Raw genomic sequence first — 24720 nt, forward strand, 5'->3', positions numbered from 1 at the left:
AGCGGGGAATCCGCGGAGCTCCAGCTCCGAGAGGAGCGCAACGTTTCCCCATGCTTTCTCTGATCGTTCAAAAGGCTCGGTTCCGCACCGCCGGCCTCCTGTCGGCGGGCGCTCTAGCGACGCTGATCAGCCTCGCGCCCTCGCAGGCGTGGGCCGGTCCTCGCGACGACATGAAGACCGCCTACGCCCAGGCGCTCGAGCAGTTCAACAACCTCGAGTACGACGCGGCGCTGTCCACCATCAACAACGCCATCACCGCGGCGATCAACGCCGAGCGCGGGGACGACCCGGTGCTCGCGTCGCTGTACATGCTGCGCGCCGCGCTGACCTTCTCCGCCGAGGGCGACGCCGCCAAGGACCGGATCATCGCGGACCTCAAGGGCGCGGTCATCCTCAACTACTACGTCGTCGTGCCCGTGGAGATGCGCTCCGACGAGCTCGCGGCCTACATGCAAGAGGCGCGGGCGAACTCGGGGATGTCGGCGCCGCAGCCGATCACCCTGCGCGACCCGGAGCCCGCGTGCGGGGCTGACCTGCACTTCGAGGTGCTGCTGAGCGTGCCCGACGGCGGCGCGGCGGCGCTTTATTGGCGCAAGCAAGGCGACGAGGGCGAGTTCACCGGCGCGGACATGCCGGCCTTCTCGAACGTCGCCGAGGTCGACATCCCGGCGGCCGAGCACGGCGACGCCAACATCGAGTTCTTCATCTACGGCTTCGACGCGGCCCAAAACCCCGTCGCCAACCTCGGCCTCCAAGAACAGCCCCAGGTGTTCGAGCAAAGCTGCGAGCCCGAGGAGGAGGTGGTCGAGGAGGTGATCGAGGAGCCGCCCAAGCCCACGACCTTGCTGCCCAAGGGCTGGATCAAGGTCGGCCTCGGCACGGGCTTTGGCATCGCCAGCGGCTCGGCCGAGAACACCTACCGCCAGTTCTTCCCCCGCGGCTCCCAGGCCTACGGCGCGGCCGAGGCCGGCTGCGCCATCGCCCGCTGGGTCGCCGGCAACCGCGACGTCAGCGAGGTCGGCGCGGACGAGCTCGAGGCGGCGTTCATGCAGTTCGGCCCCGCCGGCCAGACCGAGGCGATGAAGAACGCCTACAACGTCAACGCCTGCTCCGAGCGCCACCCCGTGTCCACGGGCCTGGCCCCCGCGCCCTTCCACATCGCCCCGGAGTTCTCCTTCCGCCTGGGCGAGCGGATCTCTCTGGGCGTGTTCTCCCGGCTGCAGGTCGTGACCGGCGCCCAGGTGTTCCGCGACGATCCCAACAAGGACGTGGCGACCTCCTTCAACGAGGACATCCGCTCGGCGACCCCGAGCGGCGTGCAGCAAAAGATCGCGTTCTCGTGGACGGTCGGGGCCAAGTTCCAGTACTTCCTGGGCAAGGAGCAGTGGAAGCTGCGCCCCTACGTCGGCGCCTTCGCGGGCTACGGCAACGCGCGCCTGCGCGTGGACATGGGCTTCGCCAACGACCGCAACGGCAACAGCATCCCGGACGACGTCGAGATCGGCCAGGACACCGACCTCAACGGGCAGGGCTGCTTCCCCGTGTGGCCCTACAACTCGGCCTGCGACCAGGGCCCGACCGAGGGCGACAACGTGCTCGCGCTCCAGGTCGCGCAGGGGGCCGACGGCGCGGCCAACCGCATCGACGTCGTGCGCATCGGCCCCGGCTTCCTCGGCGCGCTGGTCGGCTTCAACTACCAGCTGCACAAGAACTTCGCCCTGTTCGGCGAGCTGCACGTCGGGGGCTACTTCCCCAACTCGTCGAGCTTGCTGTTCGACATCAACCTGGGCCCGGCGATCACCTTCTAGGGATCCTGGAGTCGCCCCTTTGGGGCTGTTCGGCGGGGGTGAGGGCGACTTCATTCCCGCCGAGTCAATTGCCCCGCTTTGCTAGGGGGTCTCTAGAGCTCGCTAGGGCGGCCGAGGGGAGAGGTCTCTTGTAGACTCCGAGCATGAACACCAAGCCGGTACCCCTCGTTCCCCATAGAGTAGCTCCCTGGCTCATGTTGATCGCTCTGGGAGTCGCTTGCACCGAAGCAGATGGCGACGGCGCCGACGAACTTGGCGACACGGGGAGCACGAGCGGCGACGGGAGCACGAGCGGCGACGGGAGCACGAGCGGCGACGGGAGCACGAGCGGCGACGGGAGCACGAGCGGCGACGGGAGCACGAGCGGCGACGGGAGCACGAGCGGCGACGGGAGCACGAGCGGCGACGGGAGCACGAGCGGCGACGGGAGCACGAGCGAGGATGGGAGCAGCGAGGGCGATGAGAGCACCGGCGAGCCCGCCTGTACTGCGACGGGCTTTGCTGCCCTGCCCGTGATCTGGGACATCCCCCCTTCGGTCAAACCGGCCTCCTTCGGCAGTGGACTGTGCGCTCCCTACAGCTACATGACCCTAGATCTCGACGGAGATGGCTCGATCGAGCTCGTGGCGACCGACAACTGCGATGACCAGACCTCGCTGGGAGAGGGCCAATGGTGGGTCTACGAGAACACCGGCGACGGCTTCGCACCGATCCCGACGATCTGGGCGACGCCCCCGAGCACGGGCACGCCAAACGTCGGCTACTGCACCCCCTACGCCGACGTGCTCCTCGACCTCAACGGAGACGGTCTGCTCGACCTCGCCGCTGTGGACGATTGCGTGAACGGGACAATGATGGGGGCGGGTCAGTGGCTGGTGTGGGAGAACACCGGCGAGGGCTTCGCGCCGACCCCCACGATCTGGACGACCCCCACGAGCGCTGGGGCGCTCAACCTCGGCTATTGCGATCCCTACGCCGACATGGTCATGGACATGAACGGCGACGAGCTGCCCGAACTCGTCGCCGTGACCGACTGTGGCGGCCCCGAAGCCCTCGGCGAGGGGGAGTGGTGGATCTACGAAAACACTGGCACTGGCTTCGCTCCGAGCCCCATGAGCTGGCCCACCCCCCCGAACGTCGGAGCGCTCAACATCGGCTACTGCGACCCCTACGCCGACACGCTCATGGACCTCGACGGCGACGGCCTGCTCGACCTCGTGGCGGTCAGCGACTGCGATGAGCCTGCCCCGCTCGGTGAGGGCGAGTGGTGGAGCTACAAAAATACGGGCAGCGGCTTCGCGCCGTTGGCCTCGGCCTGGTCGACCCCCGCGGACGTGGGAGCGTTGAACAGCGGCTACTGCGATCCCTACACCGACGCGGTCCTCGACATCGACGGCGACGGAGAGCTTGAGCTCGTGGTCACCGGCGACTGCGACACCCAAAGCCCCCTCGGCGACGGAGAGTGGTGGGTCTACGACAACACGGGATCCGGCTTCGCCAACCCCCCGACCATCTGGTCGACGCCAGCCGTAGTCCACGCGGGATCGATCGCGGGGTCCACCTGCGACCCCTACATCTATGGGGTGAGGGACCTGGACGGGGACGGCCTCGTCGATCTCGTCGTGACCGGTGACTGTGACAGTCAGACCGAGCTCGGGGAGAGCTATTGGCGGGTCTACTTGGGGGAGTGCGAGTGAGCTGCCCGGGGGGATCTCACCCCAACTTCGGCAGGTTGACCATGAAGCGCGTCCCCTCGCCGACCCTGGAGTAGACCTCGATGTCCCCCCCGTGGTCCTCGACGATGCGCTGAACCAGGGCCAGGCCGATGCCCGAGCCGCCGTCCTTGGTGGAGAAGAAGGGCTCGAAGATGTGCTCGAGGTCCTTGTCGGGGATGCCCCGGCCCTGGTCGCGGACGTGGATGTGGACGAACTCGAGGCTGGCGACGACGCCGAGCTCGAGCCGGCCCTCGTGGGCCATGGCCTGGGCGCCGTTGCGGACCAGGTTCCACAGCACCTGGGTGATCTGCGAGCTGTCGAGCTCGGCGTGGACGGGGGTCGGGGGCAGCTCGAGGGCCAGGTCGATGGCGGCGTTTTGGGGGTCGGCCTCGAAGGCCTCGGCGAGCTCGCGCAGGGCCTGGCACAGGTCCACGGGGGCTCGCTCGAGCTTGCGCGGGCGGGTGTAGTCGAGGAGCTCGGTGACGATCTCGTTGAGGCGCACGGACTCGCGGCGGATCACCCGGATCAGCCGGCGGTCCTCGTCGTTGGCGTCGAGGGTGTCGAGGAGCTCGGCGCAGCCGGAGATCGCGGCGAGGGGGTTGCGGACCTCGTGGGCGACGGACGCGGCCAGGCCCCCGAGGGCGGCGAGGCGCTCGCTTCGACGCAGGACCCGCTCCATCTCGCGCAGCTCGGTGACGTCGCGGAAGTTCACGACGTGGCCCAGGAAGCTGCCCTCCTCGTCGAGCAGGGGGCTGCAGCTGAGGCCGATGTTGATGGTCCGGCCGTCGGGGCGCTCGTGGCTGAGCTCGAAGCGGTGGTCGTGGACGCCGGAGTCGGCGAGGTGCTTGGCCAGGCCCGGGAGGACCTCCTCGCAGTCGAGGCCGGCGAGGACGTCGTTGCGCAGCAGCAGCTCGCGGCCCGTGGGGTTGATGAACAGCACCCGGCCGGTGTGGTCCACGGTCAGCAGCCCCGAGGTCAAAGAGCGCACGATGTTCTCGTTGAGGGTCAGCAGGCCCTCGACGTGGGACTCGGACACGAGCAGCTGGGTGTTGAGCCGGGAGGACAGCAGGGCGATGGCGCCGATGGCCCCGGTCGCGCGCAGGAGGGCGATGAGCAGGGTCTGGGGCGTGACGGCCTCGCCCGCGCCGAGGCCCAGGTGGATCCAGTCGAGGAACTGGGCCAGGCTGACGAGGCCGAAGAAGGCGCCGCAGGTCGCGGCGGTCAGCCAGATCTGGCGGCGGTCGCCCATCATCGCCGCGCCCAGCACGGCGATCGGGAACAGGAACACGAGCCCCGAGAGCACGCCCCCGGTCAGCCACACCGCGGTCGAGACGAAGACGACGTCGGCGGCGCTCTGGAGGGCCGCGATGCGGTCGAGCTGCTTGCGGCGCAGCGGGACCCCCTCGCGCTGACGCAGCATCCAGCCCGAGGTGATGGTCAACAAAAAGCCGCCGCCGATGATGACCCAGATGACCGTGTCGCGGACGGCGATGTCGTGCTCGGCGTCGAACCACACCGTCGTCACCGTGAACAGCAAGAAGGCCGCCAGCAGCAACAAGCGCAGCAGCATGAAGTAGCTGATGCGCCGTCGGTGCGCCTCGACGTTGGGGTCGGGCAGGCGCGTGCGCACCCCTGCGGGCCGCAGCATGTCGACGCTGAGGTCTCCGCCGAGCGAGGGGGGCTGCTCCGTCTCGGCCATGGCTGCAGCCCTCGCGTTGGGGTGGGGAGAGCCCCTACTTGATGCCGCCGGCGACGTCGAAGATGGGCAGGTACATGGCGATCAGCATGCCGCCGACGCCGACGCCGAGGAACACGAGGATCAGCGGCTCGAGCATGGCGCTCATGGCCGCGACGGCCGCGTCGACCTCTTCTTCGTAGAAGTCGGCGATCTTCTGGAGCATGTCGTCCATCGCGCCGGTCTGCTCACCGACGCCGATCATCTGCACGACCATGGGCGGGAAGATGCCGGTCTCGAGCAGGGGCGAGGCGATGTCCTTGCCCTCGGCGACCTTCTCGCGGGCGTAGAGGATGCCGTTTTGGATCACGACGTTGCCCGAGGTCTTGGCCACGATGTCCATGGCGTCGAGGATGGGCACGCCCGAGGCGAGCAGGGTGCCCAGGGTCCGGGTGAAGCGGGCGACCGAGCCCTTGCGGACCACGTTGCCGATCACGGGCAGCTTGAGCTTGATCGTGTCGAAGATCAGCAGGCCTTGGGGCGTCTTGATGGCCGCCGAGAAGCCCACGCCGAGGGCGATGCCGACGATGGTCAGGAGCAGGAAGTGGCCCGTGATGAAGTGGCTGATGGCCAGCACGATCCGGGTCGGGCCGGGCAGGGAGCCGGCGCCCAGATCCTTGAACATGTCCTCGAAGGTCGGGAGCACGAAGGTCATCATGATGACCATGACGAGCAGGCCGACCACGATGATGGCCACGGGGTAGACCAGCGCGCCCTTGACCTGGCGGCGCAGCTTGGCCGACTTCTCGAGGTAAGTCGCCATGCGCCGGAAGATGAGGTCGAGGATACCGCCGGCCTCGCCGGCGGCGACCAGGTTGCGGAACAGGTCGTCGAAGACCTTGGGGTACAGGCCCATGGCCTCCGACAGGGACTTGCCGGTCTCGACCTCGGCCTTGATCTTGCCCAGCATCTCGCCGAAGCGGGGGTTCTCCGCCTGGGAGCTGAGCATGTCGAGGCACTGGACCAGGGGCAGGCCCGCGTCGACCATGGTCGAGAAGGTCCGCGTGAACACGACCAGGTCCTTGAGCGCCACCCCGGAGCCGATGGTCGGCAGCCGGAGCTCCATGGGCTTCTTCTTGACGTTGTTGACGACCAGGCCCTGAGCCGTGAGGCGGTCGCGGACGGCGGCCTCGTTGTCGGCTTCCATGGTGCCCGAGCGGTGCTCGCCGCCTCGGGTCGTCGCTTCCCAGATGTATGCTGCCATGTTGGTGGTCCTTGGTGGTCCTGGAGGCCGCTAGTAGTCGCGCTTCTTGCGTTGGACTTGAGACAGCCCCTTGCCCGACTTGAGCATCGAGATGAGCTCTTGGGGCTGGCTGGAGCGCTTGAGCGCGATGTCCCGCTCGATGGTGCCGTTGAGCACCAGCTCGGCGAGGGACTGGTTGAAGGTCTGCATGCCGTGCTCGCCCTGGCCGACCTGCATCTGCGAGTAGATCTGGTGGACCTTGTCCTCGCGCATGAGGTTGCGGATGGCCGGGGTGGGCACCATGACCTCGAGGGAGAGGGCTCGACCGCCGCCCTTTTTGGGCAGCAGGGCCTGACACAGCACGCCCTCGAGCACGAAGCTCAGCTGGGCGCGGATCTGGCTCTGCTGGTGCGGCGGGAACACGTCGATGATGCGGTTGATGGTCTGCAGCGCGCTGTTGGTGTGCAGCGTGCCGAAGGTCAGGTGGCCCGTCTCGGCCACGGTCAGCGCCGCCGAGATGGTCTCGGGATCCCGCATCTCGCCGATCAGCACGACGTCGGGGTCCTGACGCAGGATCGACTTGAGCGCGTTGGAGAAGCTGTCCGAGTCGGCCCCGATCTCGCGCTGGTTGACGAGGCACTTTTGGTGGTTGTGGATGTACTCGATCGGGTCTTCGAGGGTGATGATGTGCTCGCGCCGCGTCTTGTTGATCATGTCGAGCATGGCCGCGAGGGTCGTGCTCTTGCCCGAGCCCGTGGGCCCGGTGACCAGCACGAGCCCGCGGGGCTTGCGGGCGAGCTCGCGGACGATCTCGGGCAGGCCGAGGGTCTCGAAGGTCCGAATCTCGTAGGGGATCAACCGGAACGCGCCCGCGACGGCGCCCTTTTGCATGTAGAGGTTGGCGCGGAAGCGGGCCAGACCCTTGACACCAAACGAGAGGTCGAGCTCGAGGCTCTCCTCGAAGCGGTGCTTTTGCTTGTCCGAGAGGATGGAGTAGCAGAGCGTGCGGGAGTCGTCGGCGCTGAACGGGGGCGTGCGCAGCGGGACGAGGCGGCCGTCGAGGCGCAGCATCGGCGGCGAGTTCATCGTGACGTGCAGGTCGGTCGCTCCCTGCTCGAGCATGGCCTTGAGAAGCTGGTGCAGATTGACTTGAGCCATGGAGTTCCGTCGCGGCGCGGACGGGAACCAGGGTACAGAGGCTCAGGCAAAATCGCCACAATCACGCGACCTCCCCGGCTGGTCGTCCCCAAGCTCGCCTTGGCGCGGACGGGGTCCGAGGTGGGTGCGTGGGCGCGAAATCGCTGGGCGCTGGCTGGCGAGCCGGGACATACGGGAGCAGATGACCATGTGGGTCGCCCTGGGTCGCCCACCCCGCCCGCTCGCGCTTCTCCGCTCGCGCTCGTCAGCTGCCGCGCAGCGGGGTGCCCCGCTGGCCGCCCGCCGGGCCGGGCCCAGGAGCGATGCGCTCGCCCGCGGCGTCGATCTCCCACCCGTAGTCGATGCCCACGTAGTTGCGCAGGAAGGAGGCGAAGCGCTCCGGGGTCCGCTCGAGGAAGCGGCGGGTGGTCTCGGTCTGCGCCCACGGCACGGCGATGGCCGGCTCGCTCGGGCGCAGGATGAGGGCGCAGGCCCGGCGCAGGCTGTGGGTCTGGGCCGCGGCCGCGTGGTAGGTCTTGAGGTCGTAGAGCACCAGATCGCCGGGGTCGACGTAGAGGGGCAGCATCTGGGGGTCGTCGAAGCCCTCGTAGTCGCCCACGGGCTCGCCGACGCGGTGGAAGGACTTGCGCCCCTCGGTGAAGACGAAGCCCTCGAGGCCCGCCCAGTCGTCCCGGTGCGAGTCGGGGATCAGCCACAGGCCGCCGTTGTCGGGGTAGGAGCCGTCGAGGTACCACAGCGCCCGGAAGCCGTGGTCGCCCGCGTCGAGGAACTCGTCGGGCTCGCTCGGCGCGTCGTAGACGGTGTGGTGGTAGTCGCGGTGCCAGCCCACCGGGGGCGAGCCGGCGTTCTTGAGCACGGCGAAGGAGCGGTGGATGGTCAGGGCGTCGGTGCCGAACAGGGTCCGGTTGAGCTCGACGTAGGCGCTCGCGTCGAGCAGGCGGATGGCCTTGGGGCTGTGCTCGACGAACTCCGGGGAGGTGCGGTTGTGGCCGTGGGCCGGCGGATCGTCGGCGCCGAGCACCTCCCACACGGCGTCGCGCAGGTCGGCGACGACCTCGGGCGGGGCCATCTGGCGGATGAGCGCAAAGCCGTGCTCGCGGAAGCAGTCGAGGATGGCCCCGTGCTCGTCGGCGGCGAACTCGAAGCGGTAGGGCAAGGAGAGCTGCTCCCGGGGCGTGATCGGGCTCGGCGCGGTCACGGTCATGGCTTGGATTGTCGCCCGGACCTCGCCGAGGTCAAGGCGAAGCTTTGGCGCTTCCTGCCCCGCCGCGCTTGCGCCGGGTCAAGACGCTGCGCTCGGCGGCGGCGAGGGCCGCGGTGATCTGCTCGAGCAGGGGCCGGTAGCCCTCGGAGCGCCGCGCCTTGGCGCTGGCGTCTTCGTCTGCGCTGCGGCGCTCGTGCTCGCGGTAGGCGACGTTGAAGTAGCGCGAGTGGGAAAAGCGCGGGCTGTCGTCGTCGCGGATCGACACGAACACGTCGAGGCCCGAGGGGCGCTCGGCGCCTGGGCTGTCGCTGTCGTTGTCGTTGTCGAGGAACACTAGCTGGACGTGGGAGCGCAGCTCGAGCACGACCTTGTCGAAGCGCCAGCTGGCCGGGAGCGCGAGGCTGTCGAGGCCGATCTCGCGCAGGCTCAGGTACAGGAAGTTCCAGGTCCGCTGGTCCATCTTGGGGGCGACGAAGCCCTCGTCCCGGCGCTTGGACCACTGCCCCGGGTTGACCTGCACGTAGCCCGCGGCCTCGGCGATGGCCTCCATCTGGGCGAAGTCCTCGGCGGAGTAGCTGTGCGTGCTCAGGATGCGGTTGTCGTTGGCGAAGTCGATCTCGAGCTGGTAGCGCTCGCGCTGCTCGTAGTAGATGGTCGCCGGCAGGACCATGAACCGGAACACCATCACGTTGACGTCCAAGGTCGCGACGTAGTCCAGGGTCTTGGCGAAGCCCGCGGGCGTGTCCCCGGGCAGGCCCATGATCAGCGAGACCTCCGGGCGCAGGACCTCCTTGAGCAGCTCCATGCGCTGCTTGAAGCGCTCGAGGCGGACGACCCGGCGCACCGACTTGAAGGTCTCGCTGTTGACCGAGTTGAGCCCAAACAGGGCCGAGCGCAGGTTCAAGCGGGCGAGCAGGGCGGCCTGGCGCTCGTTGATGTAGGTGCTGTAGAGCGCCGCCGAGAAGCTCAGGGTCTTGTCGGGGTCGAGGCGCTCGACGAGCTCGATGAACTGCTCCATCCACGCCGTGTCGCGGTTGAAGATCGCGCTGCACATCTCGATGTGCTCGAAGTCTCGCGCGAGGGCCCAGCGCAGCTCGGCCTCGACCCGGTCCATGGAGAACTCGGCGACCTTGTTGGGGGCCGTGCTCTCGACACAAAAGGCGCACGAGTAGGGGCAGCCCCGGTCGGTCTCGACGTAGAGGGTCTTGGTGTCGACCTCGACCAGACCCATGAGGTAGGGCGAGGGCAGGAAGTCGAGGGACTTGGGCCGGGTCGTGGGCGTGTGCGTGGTTGGCGGCTCCCCGGGCTCGACGCCGCGGTAGCTGAGCAGGTTGCCCAGCTCGGGGATGTGCGCGTCGAGGGTCCCGGCGGCGAAGCGCTCGACGATGTTGGCGAAGGTCTGCTCGCCCGGGCCGACGACCAAAAAGTCCGGGCGGCTGTCGTCGACGGCGAGGTCCTCGTAGCCCTTGGAGCTGGGCCCCCCGACGACGATGAGCAGCTCGGGGCGCCGGGCTCGGAGCGCGCTGACCAGGCGGACGACCCGGGGCAGGTTCCACAGGTAGGCCGAGAGCCCGACGATGTCGGCCTGGGTCGCCAGCACGAGCTCGAGATCTTCGGCTTCGTCCGAGGTGACCTTGCGATCGAGGATCTCGACGCGATGCCCGGCTTCGCGCACGCCCTCGAGGCTCAGCAGGTAGGCCTGGATGCGGTACAGGCCGAAGGCGTAGGTGAAGTCCTCGTCGACGCTCGAGTGCCCGATCAGGGCGATGCGCAGGGGCGGGGACACGGCCTGACTATAGCCGCACGCGGGCGATGTGGGGCGCGAGGGCCTTCCACACCTTCTCGCGGAACAATACGTCCAGAGCCTGGACGTTGTCCGCGATCTGCTCGGGTCGCTTGGCGCCGACGATGGCCACGCTGACCCCGGGCTGGCGCAGGGCCCACGCGGCGGCCAGGGCGGCTGGGGGCACGTTGAGCTTGTTGCCGACCACGCGCAGGGCGTCGACGAGGGGCTTGGAGCGGGAGAAGCCTGGCTCGCGGAAGCGGTCGTCGCGGTGGCGCAGGTCGGACTCGGGGAAGCGGGGCAGGCTGGGGAATTTGCCGGTCAGCAGCCCCCGACACAGGGTCTCGTAGACCAGCACGCCCAGCCGCGGGACCTCGTCCGGGGCGGTGACCTGGCGCAGCGCGTACTCGAATTCCCGGCGCAGCATCGAGTAGGGCGTCTGCAAGCTGGCCAGCTCGGGGGCGTAGGCGAGGGCCTGGAGCAGGGGCTGGCTGCCGTAGTTGCACAGCCCGAAGTGGCGGATCTTCCCGCCATCGCGCAGGGCCATGAGCGCCTCGAGGGTCGCCTCGAGGGGGGTGTCGCGCTCGCACGGCCAGTGGACCTGGAGCAGGGGGATGGTGTCGAGGCGAAGACGGCGCAAGCTGGCCTCGCAGTCCTCGATGATGTGGTCCGGGGTCAGATCGCTGTAAGCGTGCCCCTCGAGCCCACGCCAGCGCACACCGACCTTGGTTGCGATGATCACGTCGTGGCGCCGGTTGCCCAGGGCCTCGACCAGGAGCTCGTCCGCGTGGCCGTGGCCGTACAGGGGCGCGGTGTCGAACCAGTTGATGCCGTGGTCGAGGGCGGCGTGGATCGCCGCGAGGGACTGGCGATCGTCGACCTTGCCCCACCACTTGCCGCCGATCGCCCAGCAGCCCATGCCGATGGCGGAGAGCTGGAGATCCGTGCCGGGGAGGGTGCGGTACTTCATGGCCGTCGGAGCCCGTCGCCCGGTGGGGCGAGGGAAGGGAGCTGGAGTGTAGCCTGGTCGTCACCGCGCCTGGGTCCAAGGCGCGCGCCGGAGCGCTTCACTCCGCGGGCACGATGCGGGTCTGGCGCGAGAGAAAGTTGCCTGAGCGCTTGAATTTGACCCGCGGATCACGTGACGATCGCCGAGCCCATGCGCCTTACTCTTGCTGACCTTCGCACCCCCCTGGGTTCCTTCGGGGCTCCCCTGTTGATGGGCCTGTTGGCCGCGACCTCCCTCGGCACCGCGGCGTGCTCCGACGACGGCAGCGGTCGAGACACGGACGTGGGCGGCGAGGGCATCCCCGAGTCGACCTCGGGCGACGAGGCCACCACCGAGTCCATGGACGACACCACCGAGGACGGCGAGTCGACCTCGGGCGAGGGCGAGTCGACCACCGAGGGCGACGACGAGGGCCCGATCCCCGATCCCAAGTTCGACGTCGCGACCATGCCCGACTCGCCGGACATCTGCGTCGTCCCGGACCACGTCCCCTGCGACCACCTCGACTACCCCAACGAGGAGCAGGAGGCCTGGCGCGCCCTCGGCCTCAACTGCCCCGGCGAGTTCCAGGCCGACATCGACTACAACGGCCACTACCTCGCGCTCATGGTCCAGGAGGGGCAGCTGGGCACCTACGACCCGCCGACCTACCCCGTGCTCGAGGGCGAGAAGATGGTGATCCTCTCGACCGGCGACGCCTTCGACGTCGTCGCCCCGGGCAACGGCGACGGCGACACCTCGCTGCCAGGCAACGACCCGGGCAACCTGCCCGCGCCGATGAGCTCGGACAACGTCTCGGACACCGAGGACTGCGAGATGAACCCCGCCCTGATCGGCATGGGCGACTGCTCGAACACCATCCAGGCCCAGTTCGAGGGCACCTCCGGCGCCTTCGACTACGCCGAGATGCGCTTTAGCATCGAGGTCCCCATCGCCGTCAGCGGCATGGCCTACAACGTCGCGTTCATGTCCTTCGAGTACCCGGACTTCTACGGCTGGGACTACAACGACATGTACGTCGCCTGGCTGCAGTCCGAGAACTGGACCGGCAACATCACCTTCGACGAGCAGGGCAAGCCCCTGTCCCTCAACGCCGGCTTCCTCGACTACAAGGACGCGCCGAACTTCATCGACTGCCCGCTGCCCTGCGACGCGCCCGAGCTCCAGGGCACCGGGCTCGAGGGCCGCGGCGCGACGAAGTGGCTCGAGACCAACGTGGGCGTGACCTCTGGGGAGACCATCGAGGTGATCTTTGCGATCTTCGACATCCAGGACAACATCGTGGATTCGGCGGTGTTGTTGGACAACTTCCGGTGGACCTGCCTGGGCGGGACGCCCGGCACGGTGGTTGGCTAACGGGCGCGCAGGCGCTCGATGAGGTACTCGCGGGCGAGGTCCTGCGGGTCTTCGATGGGGAAGTCCTCGGCGTCGTCGCCGAGGACTTCTTTGACTTTGGCGTGCTCGCCAGCGGCTCGGAGGGCGGCGATGTAGAGGTGGAACTCAGGGGATTCTCGCTCGACAGGGGAGCGTTGGAAAATTTCCGCTGCGGATCCGAAAAGACTACATAGAAGATCGATGGCTGCGAGTTCATGTTGAAGGTGGTTATGTGTTTCTCCCAAGGCGGTTGATGTCAAGTAAAGATAGTGAGTGCGTGCTTCGAATGAACTGTGGGTTAGCGCCATGGCACTCGCCGCAATCGAGTGTAGTTGGACCACGTTTGAGTGGTCACGTCCAAGGTCGAGTTCGGCCCGACTGACAATCTTCCAGGCTGGACTGTTGTTGTCCCAGGCTACATCTGGTGCGTTGAGGACTGCTCGGGAGGCCGCGCGAATTATGTATGGCGTGTGCCATCCAAAGTTGCTTCCGGTCTCTATTACATGTTCGATTGTAACGCCCTGCCAGTAGTCTTCATCTTGGGAGCCGAAAAGATGACTGATGATCGATTCGGGAGTCAAGTCACCCTGAGCATCAGGGAAACCCCAACGGTCAACCAGCTCCGTGTCGCCAAGATATGCAGCGGCAACACCAAGCACGTCGGGATAATTGTCGGGTGCGATGGTCCGCAGGCCGTGCTCATTGTTGAAATAGATTGCCGTCTGAAGATTTTTGAAGGGCCAGATGACTCGATCTCGTGCTAGGGACGCGAAGAGAGCTAGTTCTGGCCATGACCAAAGAGTGCCTCGTTCTTTCGTCATCCTCCGCATGAGAGACTTTCGCCAGTTCCAAATAATTGGGGAGTGGTGGAACTTCCGAGTATGTGGACCGGGCTCTCGCAACAGGCCGACGCGAGGAAGGTGCTGGTGGCTGAGCACAGTCGAGTCCGGGGATGCGAGCGCTGCACGTTCGAACTCCGCGTCGATGGCCCTGTCGATGTCCCCCCGGGTGAGTACGAGAGCGGTGTGCAGAGGACCTTGTTGGGCAGTGACAGGAAACCACCCCGGCGTATATAGTGTTGCGTTGTCGAGAACACCAAGGCCTCGGTGCCTGGCCTCTGCAACTGCCCAACGGACACGCCATAGAGCACGTACTGAGTCTATGTTTATCCAGCGGATCGTACCCTGGACGTCTTGTTTGAGGTGCTGAACGAGGCTGTCGTAGTTCTGCGCAGGGTCGAGTACTTGCGCTTGTGTTTCAAGGGTTGTGAGAGCAAGGTCTAGCCCAGGGCCAGTCCATGCGACGCCGGGCCACCAAGTCGACCCGACCCGAAGCCCCTCTAACGCGAAGTCAGGTACGCCGTCGGGGCAGGGGACGAAGTGCGATACCCAGTCGTGCAGGTCGGGGCTCTGGAATTTGAAGGGGATACCAAGTGCTTCTTCGACCCAAAGGACGACGCGTAGCTTCTGCTGGGCAAAGATTGGTCGGTTCAGGTTCAGCCAGTCGAGATCCTCGGCGCGGACGATGAGCAGGGCGAGCGCGCCGGGCTCGAGCGTGGTGAGCTCCTGCGCGTCGAGCAGCAAGCGCCGGTCTGGATCGACCTCGGAGAGCGTCCGCGCCAGCGAGCGAAGGCCCCACAGCTTCGCGTCTCGGACGGCGATCAGTACCCCGTCGTGCCCGAGGTGCAGCCAGCGACGGATATCCTTCAGCCAGCGATCGCGTCCGCGAGCTTGACCTTCAGGAGCAGAGGGTGGGGGAAGAACCATTCGCTCTCGTTGGGGTAAGGGAGGATCAGGCACACGTCGAGCATCTCCGAGACGAGCTCGTCGTCTGGGAGCTCGCCTGGTTCTTCGATGAGCGCTCGCAAGATCCCGATGTGGCCGCGGGTCAACCCGGCCTCGGTCTCGGCGCGGAGGCTGTCGATGGCTTGATCGACGATCGCATCGGTCGCGCTGCTCAGGCTGTCGTCCCACGCGGGCCCGGAGAGCTCACGGATCAACCGGACAAACTCGCGGATGCGACCGCCCGAGTAGTATGCGAGCTTGCGCAGCGCGGGTTCGGGGATGAGGGCCCCGCCGGGATCGAGGTCGGCTGTGCGCCGGCGGAACACCTCGATGCATAGATCGATGCCTGGGCCTCCGGGCTCCCAGCTCTCAGGTGTCGTACGATCGATGACCGGCGCGTTGGCGAGGGTCTTGGTCGTGAACTTGCGGACGTGCTTGCGTAGCGAGCCCCAGTGGAGCGCGATGGGGCCCGTGGACACGACGTCGCACTCGAGGCTGCCGAGCAGGGAGGACTCGACGAACAAGGCCTTGGTGCGGGCGCGGTCCTTGATGCGGTCGAGGCCGTCGATGAACACGCTGAGCTTGGTCTCGTACTCGCTCTGGAGCGTGCCGATGAGCCCGTTGACGGCGCCGAGTAGTTGCTGAACTCGCTGATCTTGATCGCTGCGCAGAGCCCGGCCTGGAATGCCGAGCGGAAAGCGCCACTGGATCGACTTGCCCGTCTCACCAACAGCTGCGAGGCTCGCGCCTGCGAAGGCTCCGGCGGGTCCAGCGACAACCCCACCGATGGCCCCGCCAGCGAGCACGGCGACCGTCGACGCGAGCTTGGCGAGGTCGAAGGTCGGGCTGTCCTCCTCGTCGATGAAGGCCTTGGCCGCCTTCTCGAGCGACTTCGTCTCGCGTCGCTCCCAGCTGTGGCCGAAGTGGGCTTGTGCCGCTTTGTAGATGCCAAGCCCGACGAGGAGGACCACTTCCCATGGCTGGATGCGATCGAGCGCGGCGGCATCGCCGACTCGTTTCTCGAAGTGGTTGACCAGGTCGATGAACACGACCGGACCCTGCTTGCTCCGCTGCGCGGCGATGGCGAGCAGCTCCGTGGACTTGCCGCTGCCGATCCCTCCCAGGATCATGAAGCGCTTGTGCCCGCCCATCGGCCGATTCAGCTCTCGCACGATCGCGTTCGCGGGGCTGTACTTCCGCTCGACGCGCCAGCCGGGGTTGTCGGCTGGCTGGAGCGGATCAAAGCGCTCATAGACCTCTGCCCAGCGCTCTTGCTCGGGAGTCTGCTCCGGCACCGCGCGAGTGTACACCCGCGCGGTCGATGTCAGAAGTCAGCGGCTGTCAGGAGGGCTCAGAGCGAGGCGCCCTTACCCGGCTCGATGTCCAGGGCCTCGCCGCCCTGGGCGAGCCACAGCTCGTAGATCTGCCAGCGCAGGTGGGCGCTGGCGAACTGCAGCATCATGGCCGCGATGTAGATGCCGACGAAGAAGGCGACCACGCCCAGCATCATCAGCACCATCGCCAGGGCCATGAACACCAGGGACGCGAGCAGGGCCGGGAGCCAGGTCGCCTTGCCCATGCGCCACACCAGGTCGAGGTCGAAGGTCTTTGAGAAGCTGCCGGTGAGCTCGGCGATGATCATCACCGGGTTCATGATCAGCGCGCCGAAGATGAAGGCGACGACCATGAGCAGGGTGAACGCCAGGCCAAAGACGATCAGCACGGCGGCCCCGGGGTCGTCGAGGGCCGCCAAGGGGAACACGACGGCCAGGGTCAGGGCCGTGGCGGGCAGGCTGATGACCATGCTCGCGACCATCTGCGCGACGAAGGGCACCAGGCCCGCGCGCAGGGGCTCCATGGGGTCGTCAAAGCCGATGCGCTCGACCGCGGGAGACTCGCGCCGGGCCAGGCGGCGGTGGATGTCGGACAGCCAGCCCATGAGCGCGATGGGGCCGACGATGGGGATCATCATCAGGACCAGGGCGATCAGCAGGTTGACCATGCCGACCTCGCCGACGCCGAAGCGCATGGCCTCCCAGGCGCTCAGGCGGCCGGTGAACTGCTCGGGCGGGGCCGCGGCGTCGTCGGAGGTGGGCGGGGGGCTCGGGGCGGCGTAGGGATTGACCGACATGGTGTCTCGTGAGGGCGAGCGAACCCGAGACTGAGGTCGGGCTCGACTTATTTCTCGAACGCGAAATCGTACAGCGCTTCGCGCATGCGCAGGAGCTCGTTGACGATGGCCTGGTTGCCCTCGTGCATGGCCAGGCCGGTGGCGCGGGCCTCGGCGATGAGCAGCTCGACGAGGGCGGGGGACAGGCCGAGGCTGGCGCCGAGCTCGAGGCAGGTGGTCCGCTCGTCCTCGGACAGGCCGTCGAGGGCGGCGACGGTGGTCGTACCCGAGAGCACGTAGCAGGCCTTGCGGCTGGCGGGGGGGAACAGCGCCGCGACGTCGTCGACACGGGATGTCGAGGCGTCGTAGTCGAGGACGTGGCGCTGGGCCGAGGGCGGCAGGCCCGAGATGATCAGCAGGAACTTGAGGCCGGTGAGCTCCTCGCGGCTCAGCCCGTCCGCGCCGGCGACGGTCTTGATCGCCTTGGCGAGGTTGATCTCGTCGGCGAGATCCATGGCCACCCCCTCGGGGCGGACGGAGTCGCGCAGCATGACGTGCTCGGCGTGCTCGCGCTCGGCGGCGTCGAGCGTGGCCAGGAACTGCGCGGTGCTCTCGGCGATGGGGTTGGCCATGTCTCCCCGTACTGTGCCCCAGCCCAACCTCCGGGTCTAGACTCGGGGTATGGACCGCCCCGCTCACCGCCGCTACTTCCATCGAAACCGGGGCGAGTGGACCTGGCGGGTGCACTTCGAGGCGCGCGACCTGGGCTCGGTTGAGCTGCCCGCGGCCAACAAGTGGCGCCTGCGTGGGATGTTGGTCAGCCAGGCCGTGCTCGGCGACGCGCGGCTGTGGACCCGGGTCGACTACGACGACGACGCCCCGACGGTCGGGCACTTGACGGTGATGACCAAGGCCGGGGTGACCCTGTTTCGCAGCGAGGAGCGGATGCACCTGGGTGAGGACGGCTCAAGCCTGACGGTGGAGGGGCAGCAGTACTGGTCGCCGCGCCTGGGCTTCGCCCGACCCCTCGGACCCTACGCGGGCCACGTCGAGCCGTGCTCGACCCGGGCGGAGTACCGCATGGACGTGCTCGGGCTGCCGTGTGTCTTCCGCAGCCAGCTCGACGGCGTCGCGGGGGTCATGGCCATCTCCGGGGGTCCGCTGTCTGGGAGCTTCACGCTCACCCGCGACTGCGTCGAGCGCATCGCGGAGCGCCGGGCGAAGGAGGGCTAGCTGACTAGGGCGCGAGCCACAGCTCGCTCAGGGGCCCCTCGGCCACGCGCGAGGCCGGGTTGGCGTGGCCGAAGTCGTCGGTGGGCTGGCCCGCGGCGTGCAACATGGTGTTGTAGAGGTTGGACAGCTGGCGGTTGTTGGCGTGGCCGGCCTTGGGGTAGCTGACGCTGCGCCCGTCGGTTTGAAAGCCCATGTTGTTGCCCCCGAGCAGGAGCATGGCGAACTCCTCGGCGTTGGAGTGGTGCTTCTCGCCGGTGTCGCTGAGGTAGAGCAGCAGGGTGTTGTCGAGCATGGTGCCGCCCTCTTCGGGGACGGCCTCGAGGGCCCGCGCGACCCGGCACATCTCGCCGACGTAGCGGTTGCTGAGCGCGTAGAGCACCTGGTAGTAGGCCTCGCCCTCGCCGTGGCGCAGGTCGTGGCCGGCGAGCATCTGGCCGCCGGGGTAGAGGTCGACGAGCGAGGGGTACTCCTGGCTCCAATAGTAGGCGCCCGCGCCCATGGTCACGACGACGACGTTGGTCAGCCCCGCGAGCAGCGAGGCGATGGCGATGTCGACCTGCATGCCGAGCTTGGCCAGGGGCGAGTCGGAGCTGTAGGGGTCGGGGTCGAGCTCGCCGGGCTCGGCCGGCTTGGCCGCGCTCAGGGCGTCCTGCATGGCCTCGAGCTGCTCATCCCGGGCGATCTGCTCGAGCACGGAGGTCTCGTAGGTCTCGAGCTTCACGCGCCCGCGCGAAGACGGCACGCCCGCGGCGAGCTCGGCCTGCACGTCCTCGAGGGCGAAGGCCAGGAGCTGCTTGCGGGCCTGGAAGTCGGCCGCGGCCTGGCCGGCGGAGACCGAGCCGAACAGGGTGCTGAACGAGGCCGAGGGCTCGAGCAGCACGGGCGCGGGCTTGCCGGCCGCGAACGCGCAGCTCGAGTAGTTGAGCGGCGAGGTCCCGGCCCCGGTGCCCACGCGCACGGCGTCGAAGGGGGTCGCGCCGCGGACCCCGGGGATCTGGCTGAGCACGCTCTCGATGGTCGGGCCCGTGGGGCCGCCCGAGGACTTGCTCGCGCTCAGGGCCCCGTGGTCCGTGGAGTGTCCGCCGCCGAGGTTGGTCGCGGACAGGCCGAGGACCAGCGCCGCCCGGTCGACGAGGGAGACCGCGTCCTGGTCGCCCGCGAGCGCGCTCAGGGCGATGGCCTCGCTCAGCGGGGCCGCGGGCACGAGCACGGGGTCCTCGTGGGCGTAGTCGCGGTTGGACTCGACGGGGGTCCCGGCGATGCCCTCCAAGGTCGCGAGGGTCTCGGGGTCGCGCATGCACTTGGGCCGGGTCCCGTTGCCCTCGAGGAAGATGACGAAGCGCTTGGGGCAGTCGTCGAGGTGGGGCTGGCGGCGGGGGCCGCCGCGCTTACCCAGGGTCGCGCCAGTGAAGATCGCCGTGCCCGCGAGCAGGCTCGAGGTGGTCAGGAAGTCGCGTCGCTTCATGGTCGGTTCAGTCCTGGACGCGCAGCTGGAAGCTGTCGCTGGTGAAGAGGGCGGTGAGCACGGCGGCGAAGGAGCCCTCGCTGTCGACGTAGGCCTGCTCCATGGCGACCAGGGTGCAGGCGTCGGCGAGGGTCTCTTCGCGGCCGACGAAGTAGCGGAACACCTGGCGCAGGAAGCAGCGCTTGGCGTAGGGGGAGGCGGCGAGGCGCTCGTTGAAGTCGATGGCGGAGCTCACCGGCCCGTCGAGCTCGGGGGAGGGCATGGCGGTCAGCTCGCTGGAGCCGTCGGGCGCCGAGCCGTGGTCGTCGACGCGCAAAAAGCCCGCGTGGTTGTAGATCTCGAAGGGGTAGCCCAGGGGGTTCATGAGCGAGTGGCAGCTCCAGCAGTAGGGGTCTGCGTCGATCTGCGTCGAGATGCGCTCGCGGGCCGAGAGCTCCTTGGACTCCTCGCTCAGCGCCGCGTCGACGTTGAGCGGGAGGTCGGGGATGTCCTGGCACAGCAGCTCCTCGCGGATCCACTTGCCGCGGTGGACCAGGTTGGGGTCGTTCTCGAAGGACAGGCCGTGGGCCCCGAGCCAGGCGGGGTGGGTGAGCACGCCGGCGCGCTCGTTGGCGGGCAGCTCGATCCACCGGGCCTCGCGGGTGGCCTCGGTGACCCCGGCGACGTTGTAGGCCTTGTTCATGTCCGCCGTCGACTGCCAGATGGTCGACTCGCCCTGCTGGTAGCCGGCGGTCGCGGGCGTATAGAACATGCGCGAGGTCAGCAGCTGCTCGAAGATCGCGGTGTCGGACTCGAGGATGCGCGCGATCATGTCGTCGAGGTGCTCGACGAAGGAGTTCTCGTAGCCGTAGAAGGGGTCGACCTGGTTTTGGTAGCTCTTCTCGACGGAACCAACGCCCTCGTAGGCGGAGGTGTGGGCGACCTCGACCTTGGGCGGCTTGGCGGCGAGATCGCCGTAGTCGAGCCACTCGCGGAAGAAGGCGCGCACGCCCATGCCCATCCAGTACTCGCTGCGGTTGTCCCAGTGGCGATCGTCGGCGCGCTCGAGGTAGAGGTCCTGGCGCAGCTCGTCGACGCCGCCGAGGTACTCGCGGACGAGCTCGTCGACGACGGCGGGATCGGACAGGGAGCCGTCGAGGGCCGCGTCGGTGAAGCCGGCGAGGTAGCCGTCGACGTCGCCCTTGGACTGGAACATGTGCTTGCGCCGGACGCTGGGCGCGTTGGGGGCGGTCTTGGCGATGGCGTAGGCCATGGCTTGGGCGAGCTCGTGGGGGCTCAGGCGGAGCCGGCCGTGCGCGTCGACCTCGAGCTGGTCGCCCGCGGCGTTGTCCCGGCCGTCGCCGAGCTCGCTGCGGAACAGGGCGTCGACGGTGACGTAGGAGGCGGTCACGATGGAGCCGATGGTCTCGGTCCGCGCCGCGGGGTCGGCCTCCATGGCCAGGGCGGCCTGGGCGAACTCGACCAGGCGGTCGACCTGCTCGTCCGTGGGCGGGCGGTAGTGGGCCCCGCGCTCGAGCAGGCGCTCGACGTAGTACTGGGTGCACTCGGGGCTGGGGGCCGCGTCGCCGATGAAGCAGTGCAGCTCGGGGTCGCCGGTGACGGTGGTGATCGCGTTCTCTTGCCAGCTGGCCGTCTGCGCCCAGGGCAGGCCGATGCCGGCGACGCTGTCGAGGTAGAGGGAGAGCACGCTGGGGTCGAGGGTCTCGTCCTCGGCGTAGCTCGAGTAGCGGTGCTCGGGGCGGGCGTAGAGCGGGTTGCGGTCGAGGTCGGTGCCGTGCCAGCTGCCGACGTTGCGCGTCCACGAGTAGCGGTCGATGAGCCGCAGGTCGGCGGGCGACATGGCCGGGGCGTCGACGCAGGTGAACAGCTGGTCCTGGTCGAGGGCGTTGCCCGAGGGCTCGCCCTCGCCCTCGTCCTCGCCGCCCTCGGTCTCGTCGCCGGTGTCCTCGTCTTCGGAGCTGGTGTCCTGGCCGATCTCGTCGTCACCGCCCCCCTCACCGCCGCCGGCAGGGCAGCCGCACAGCGCGACCAGGACCCCCGCGGCGACGAACGAGGGGCAGCTCGCTAGCGCCCGCGTCGTCGATGCCATTCATCGGCTCTACCACACCGCGAGGTTGGGAGGGCCGCAATTCCGATGGCTCAAGCTGACAGCCGAGCGTTGGTGGCGAGGCGCTGGCGGTGGCTCTCGGCCCAGCGCAGGGCGACGGCCAGGCTGTCGCGGGTCAGGGGCTTGTCGATGCGACGGCGGCGGTGGGTCCGGAGGAAGGACTCGGTCGCGTGGTTGAGGGCGCCGCCGGTGACGAACCAGAATTTCTCGGCCAGCTCGGGGCGAACTCCGGCGACCTCGGCGTGCACCTGATCACCGGTGAGTTGCGGCATCATCAAGTCGCAGAGCACCAGATCGAAGTCGCGCTCGGGGTCGGTGAGCACGGCGAGGGCCGCCCGGGGATCGCCGTGGGCGAGGATCTCGTGCTCGGGCTCGAGCAGGCGGGTCAGGGTTCGACGCACGCCGTCGTCGTCGTCGAGGACGAGCACGCGCAGGGAGCCCTCGACGCTCGGGGCGAGGCTCATGGTCGAGGGCAGGGAGGTGTCGTCTGCGGCGGGCAGGACCAACCGGAAGATCGTGCCCTCGCCCTCTCGGGTGTCGAGCTCGAGGCGCCCGCCGTGCTCGCGGGTGATGCTCTCGCACACCGCCAGGCCCAGGCCCGTGCCCACGCCGACGTCCTTGGTGGTGAAGAAGGGCTCGAACACCTGGGCGCGCAGCGCCTCGCTCATGCCGGGGCCGTCGTCGATGACGCTGGCGATCACCTGATCGCCCTCGGCGCTGAGCTCGAGGGTGATGTTGCCGGGGCCGCGCTCGGGCGGCATGGCCTGGGCGGCGTTGACGATCAGGTTGACGAAGACCTGGGCGAGCTTGCCCGCGTCGCCGCGCACCGGCGGGACCTCGTCGAGGCGGCACTCGAGGGTCAGGTGCTCGGCGAGCTCGTGGCGCGAGAGCTTGAGGGCCGAGCGCAGGACCTCGGCGAGGTCGACGGGGACCTGGCTCAGGCGCATGCCCTGGAGGCTGTCCTGGGAGCGAGGCTGGCGGACGAAGAGCTTGAGCTCCGAGACGATGTCCTTGATGCGCTCGGCGCCCTCGATGGCCTCGCGCAGGGAGCCGGCGACGGCGTCGAGGGCCTCGGCGTTGGCGTCCTTGGGCCCGCTGCGGGTGAGCTCGTCGAGGTCCTCGCTGGCGAGCTCGAGGTTGCCGAGCACGAAGGTCAGCGGGTTGTTGATCTCGTGGGCGACGCCCGCGGCCAGGGTGCCCACGGTGGCGAGCCGATTGGTGCGCAGCAGCTGGGCCTCCATCTCGGCCTGGACCGCGGCGCGCTCGCTCTGGGCCCGGCGTTGGGTCTCGAGCACGAGGCGTCGCCGCAGGTCGCTGGAGTAGCCGAACAGCAGTCCGATGCCCGCCGTGGCGAGGTGACCGAAGACCGTCGACGGCTCGAACAGGAAGTCGGCCGGGGGGTAGCCGCCGAGGGCGAGCATGGCCGCGGTGAAGGGCAGGGAGGCGAGGCCGGCGTAGGCCGACGCGCGCAGGCCCAGAAACCACGAGGTAGCGACGACGGGGACGATGGTGAGCATGCCGGCGGGCACGCCCCGGGAGCCGAGCGCGACGAGGGCGACGGCGGTGAGGATCCAGGCCACCAAGACGATGCGATGCCCGCGGACGGTCGCACCCACGTCCGCGCTCAGCTTGCCATCCTGACCGTCCACAACCCATCTACGGTAGCGATCCTTTCGACGCCGTGGAGCGTGTTGAAAGCTGGGTGGAGCGGGCTACGAGCGAACTGCATGTTTTGGGCGGACCGAGCTGGATTTGAAGCTTGCGGCAGCCGCGCGTTTGGGGCGTCCGCGCGCACCAGCGGGGCTGGTTGCCGCTCTGGCCGAGAGAGGGACTGCGGTCACCCGCTCAGTCGCCAGATCGTGGGACGAGCTGCGGCCACACGCGCACGAGCCACGGACGCACGCGCTCGATGGTCCGCGGGGCGATGGCGCACAGCCGCGGATCGACGCTCGGCATCATCGCGCGCACGCGCTGAGCGACGAGGGCATGGAGGACGTCGTCGCGCTCGGAGGTGATGATGCCGCGGGTGCCCTCGGCCTCGGCGAGGGCGCGGGCGGCCTCGGACCACGCGCCCACGCGGGCGTAGACGATGGCCGTCGACAGGGCGAGGGCCCGGGGCGCGTCGCCGTGGACCGTGCGTCGGGTCAGCCGACGGGGCGGCTTGGCCTGGCGCGGCTGGGCGCGCAGGACCTCGGCGAGGGCGCGGGCGTCGGCGGCGTGGTTGCTGAGCGCGGCGACCCGGAGCAGGGCCGAGGCCACGGGCTCGAGGGAGAGCTTGGGCGGCTTGCGGTAGTCCCGGTGCACGAACCACCACTCGATCTGCGCCCAGGCCTCGTCGAGCTCGGCGCGGGCGAGGGCCTGCTCGGCGCGGACGCAGCACAGGTAGAGCTCGAGGGCCTCGGGGCTCAGCGGGGCCGAGCGATCGCCGAGGGGCAGGGGCGCGTCGGGGCTGTCGGCGATCTCGCGGACCCACGCGGGGGTCGGGCCGAAGGGCATGGCGACCACGCAGCGCGCCCGGAGCCGGCGCTGCACGGCGAGCACCGAGAGGCCGCCGAGAAGCACCGCGAGCCCGGCCCAGCTGCCGAGCAGGGCCGTGGCGGCGACGGTCGCTGGCGCGGCGCCGAGCTGGGCGAGGGCGCCAAAGCGCTGCGCTCGGGTCCCCGCGCGGTGGCTCGCAACCAGGGCGCGGATCGGCTCGGGGGCGCGCTGGGAGTCGAGGGAGACGAGGCTCCGGGGGACGCGCGCGGGGCTGCGGTAGCCCTCGCCGCCTTGGTGGCCGAGCTCGCCGAGGCGCCCGAGCAGCTCGGGGAAGGTGCCCGAGAGCAGGGCCCGCGCGGACGCAGAGCGCTCGCGGTCGGCCAGCCGAGCGACGACCGCGTCGCGGGCCGGGGCCAGGCGCCGGGCGGCCGCGGCCTCGGCGAGCACGGGGAGCGCGGGGAACGGGCGTCAAGGACCGGAAGGTGCACTCTCGGATCTACCCAGGCCGCCTCGAGCCGAGCTCCGGGGCGCCGGCTGGGCCTCGAGTGCTCGAGCACGGCGAGCAGGGCGAGGT

At 68.9% G+C, this 24720-nt stretch carries 18 protein-coding genes; 4 read left to right on the forward strand and 14 right to left on the reverse strand.

From position 1 onward, the window contains the following. The first annotated feature begins 50 nt into the window (after positions 1 to 50). Together PPSIR1_RS02870 and PPSIR1_RS02880 are read left to right on the forward strand one after the other, a co-directional pair. Positions 51 to 1808, forward strand: a complete 1758-nt coding sequence (locus PPSIR1_RS02870; protein ID WP_006969478.1) for a hypothetical protein — start codon at positions 51 to 53, stop codon at positions 1806 to 1808. A gap of 194 nt (positions 1809 to 2002) precedes the next feature. Next, on the forward strand, positions 2003 to 3505 hold the full coding sequence (locus PPSIR1_RS02880) for an FG-GAP repeat domain-containing protein (protein WP_006969479.1): 1503 nt from the start codon (positions 2003 to 2005) through the stop codon (positions 3503 to 3505). 16 nt (positions 3506 to 3521) lie between these two features. Here PPSIR1_RS02880 and PPSIR1_RS02885 read toward each other — a convergent pair whose 3' ends face one another. The 6 genes from PPSIR1_RS02885 to PPSIR1_RS02910 form a co-directional block, all read right to left on the reverse strand. Further along, complete coding sequence (locus tag PPSIR1_RS02885) at positions 3522 to 5222, reverse strand: two-component system sensor histidine kinase NtrB (protein WP_006969480.1); 1701 nt, start codon at positions 5220 to 5222, stop codon at positions 3522 to 3524. A 34-nt stretch (positions 5223 to 5256) separates the two neighbouring features. Continuing rightward, on the reverse strand, positions 5257 to 6462 hold the full coding sequence (locus PPSIR1_RS02890) for a type II secretion system F family protein (RefSeq protein ID WP_045115240.1): 1206 nt from the start codon (positions 6460 to 6462) through the stop codon (positions 5257 to 5259). Positions 6463 to 6492: 30 nt separating this feature from the next. Beyond that, positions 6493 to 7599, reverse strand: a complete 1107-nt coding sequence (locus PPSIR1_RS02895) for a type IV pilus twitching motility protein PilT (protein WP_006969482.1) — start codon at positions 7597 to 7599, stop codon at positions 6493 to 6495. Positions 7600 to 7843: 244 nt separating this feature from the next. Further along, positions 7844 to 8803 carry a phytanoyl-CoA dioxygenase family protein gene (locus tag PPSIR1_RS02900; protein WP_006969483.1) on the reverse strand — a complete coding sequence of 320 codons (960 nt, stop codon included), beginning with the start codon at positions 8801 to 8803 and terminating at the stop codon, positions 7844 to 7846. A 31-nt stretch (positions 8804 to 8834) separates the two neighbouring features. Beyond that, a complete protein-coding gene (locus tag PPSIR1_RS02905) occupies positions 8835 to 10589 on the reverse strand; it encodes a B12-binding domain-containing radical SAM protein (RefSeq protein ID WP_006969484.1) in 1755 nt (584 codons plus the stop codon). A gap of 7 nt (positions 10590 to 10596) precedes the next feature. Next, the gene (locus PPSIR1_RS02910; protein ID WP_006969485.1) at positions 10597 to 11556 is read right to left on the reverse strand and encodes an aldo/keto reductase; all 960 of its coding nucleotides are present in this window, start codon (positions 11554 to 11556) and stop codon (positions 10597 to 10599) included. A 249-nt stretch (positions 11557 to 11805) separates the two neighbouring features. On the opposite strand from PPSIR1_RS02910, the gene PPSIR1_RS02915 reads away from it, so the two are divergent. Further along, complete coding sequence (locus PPSIR1_RS02915; protein WP_006969486.1) at positions 11806 to 12951, forward strand: choice-of-anchor L domain-containing protein; 1146 nt, start codon at positions 11806 to 11808, stop codon at positions 12949 to 12951. Here the strand turns inward: PPSIR1_RS02915 and PPSIR1_RS47305 are convergent. The 4 genes from PPSIR1_RS47305 to PPSIR1_RS47315 form a co-directional block, all read right to left on the reverse strand. Further along, on the reverse strand, positions 12948 to 14552 hold the full coding sequence (locus PPSIR1_RS47305; protein WP_157595144.1) for a hypothetical protein: 1605 nt from the start codon (positions 14550 to 14552) through the stop codon (positions 12948 to 12950). The genes PPSIR1_RS02915 and PPSIR1_RS47305 overlap by 4 nt on opposite strands. A 122-nt stretch (positions 14553 to 14674) precedes the next feature. Next, the gene (locus tag PPSIR1_RS02925) at positions 14675 to 16048 is read right to left on the reverse strand and encodes a hypothetical protein (protein ID WP_157595145.1); all 1374 of its coding nucleotides are present in this window, start codon (positions 16046 to 16048) and stop codon (positions 14675 to 14677) included. Positions 16049 to 16104: 56 nt separating this feature from the next. Next, entirely contained in the window at positions 16105 to 16884 is a 780-nt protein-coding gene (locus PPSIR1_RS47310; RefSeq protein ID WP_006969489.1) for a DUF4013 domain-containing protein, read from the reverse strand. 47 nt (positions 16885 to 16931) lie between these two features. Then, positions 16932 to 17495 (reverse strand): hypothetical protein, encoded by a 564-nt coding sequence (locus PPSIR1_RS47315; RefSeq protein WP_006969490.1) that lies wholly within the window; start codon positions 17493 to 17495, stop codon positions 16932 to 16934. Positions 17496 to 17544: 49 nt separating this feature from the next. Between PPSIR1_RS47315 and PPSIR1_RS02940 the strand changes: the two genes are divergently transcribed. Then, the gene (locus tag PPSIR1_RS02940; protein ID WP_006969491.1) at positions 17545 to 18096 is read left to right on the forward strand and encodes a hypothetical protein; all 552 of its coding nucleotides are present in this window, start codon (positions 17545 to 17547) and stop codon (positions 18094 to 18096) included. A gap of 4 nt (positions 18097 to 18100) precedes the next feature. On the opposite strand, the gene PPSIR1_RS02945 is transcribed toward PPSIR1_RS02940, so the two are convergent. The 4 genes from PPSIR1_RS02945 to PPSIR1_RS02960 form a co-directional block, all read right to left on the reverse strand. Beyond that, a complete protein-coding gene (locus PPSIR1_RS02945) occupies positions 18101 to 19561 on the reverse strand; it encodes a DUF1552 domain-containing protein (RefSeq protein WP_006969492.1) in 1461 nt (486 codons plus the stop codon). Positions 19562 to 19568: 7 nt separating this feature from the next. Then, complete coding sequence (locus PPSIR1_RS02950) at positions 19569 to 21650, reverse strand: DUF1588 domain-containing protein (protein ID WP_006969493.1); 2082 nt, start codon at positions 21648 to 21650, stop codon at positions 19569 to 19571. A gap of 50 nt (positions 21651 to 21700) precedes the next feature. Beyond that, the gene (locus PPSIR1_RS02955; protein WP_006969494.1) at positions 21701 to 23317 is read right to left on the reverse strand and encodes a hybrid sensor histidine kinase/response regulator; all 1617 of its coding nucleotides are present in this window, start codon (positions 23315 to 23317) and stop codon (positions 21701 to 21703) included. A gap of 196 nt (positions 23318 to 23513) precedes the next feature. Continuing rightward, complete coding sequence (locus PPSIR1_RS02960; protein ID WP_006969495.1) at positions 23514 to 24593, reverse strand: hypothetical protein; 1080 nt, start codon at positions 24591 to 24593, stop codon at positions 23514 to 23516. Between the last annotated feature and the right edge of the window lie 127 nt (positions 24594 to 24720).

The sequence above is a fragment of the Plesiocystis pacifica SIR-1 genome, assembly GCF_000170895.1.
GTDB lineage: Bacteria > Myxococcota_A > Polyangia > Nannocystales > Nannocystaceae > Plesiocystis > Plesiocystis pacifica.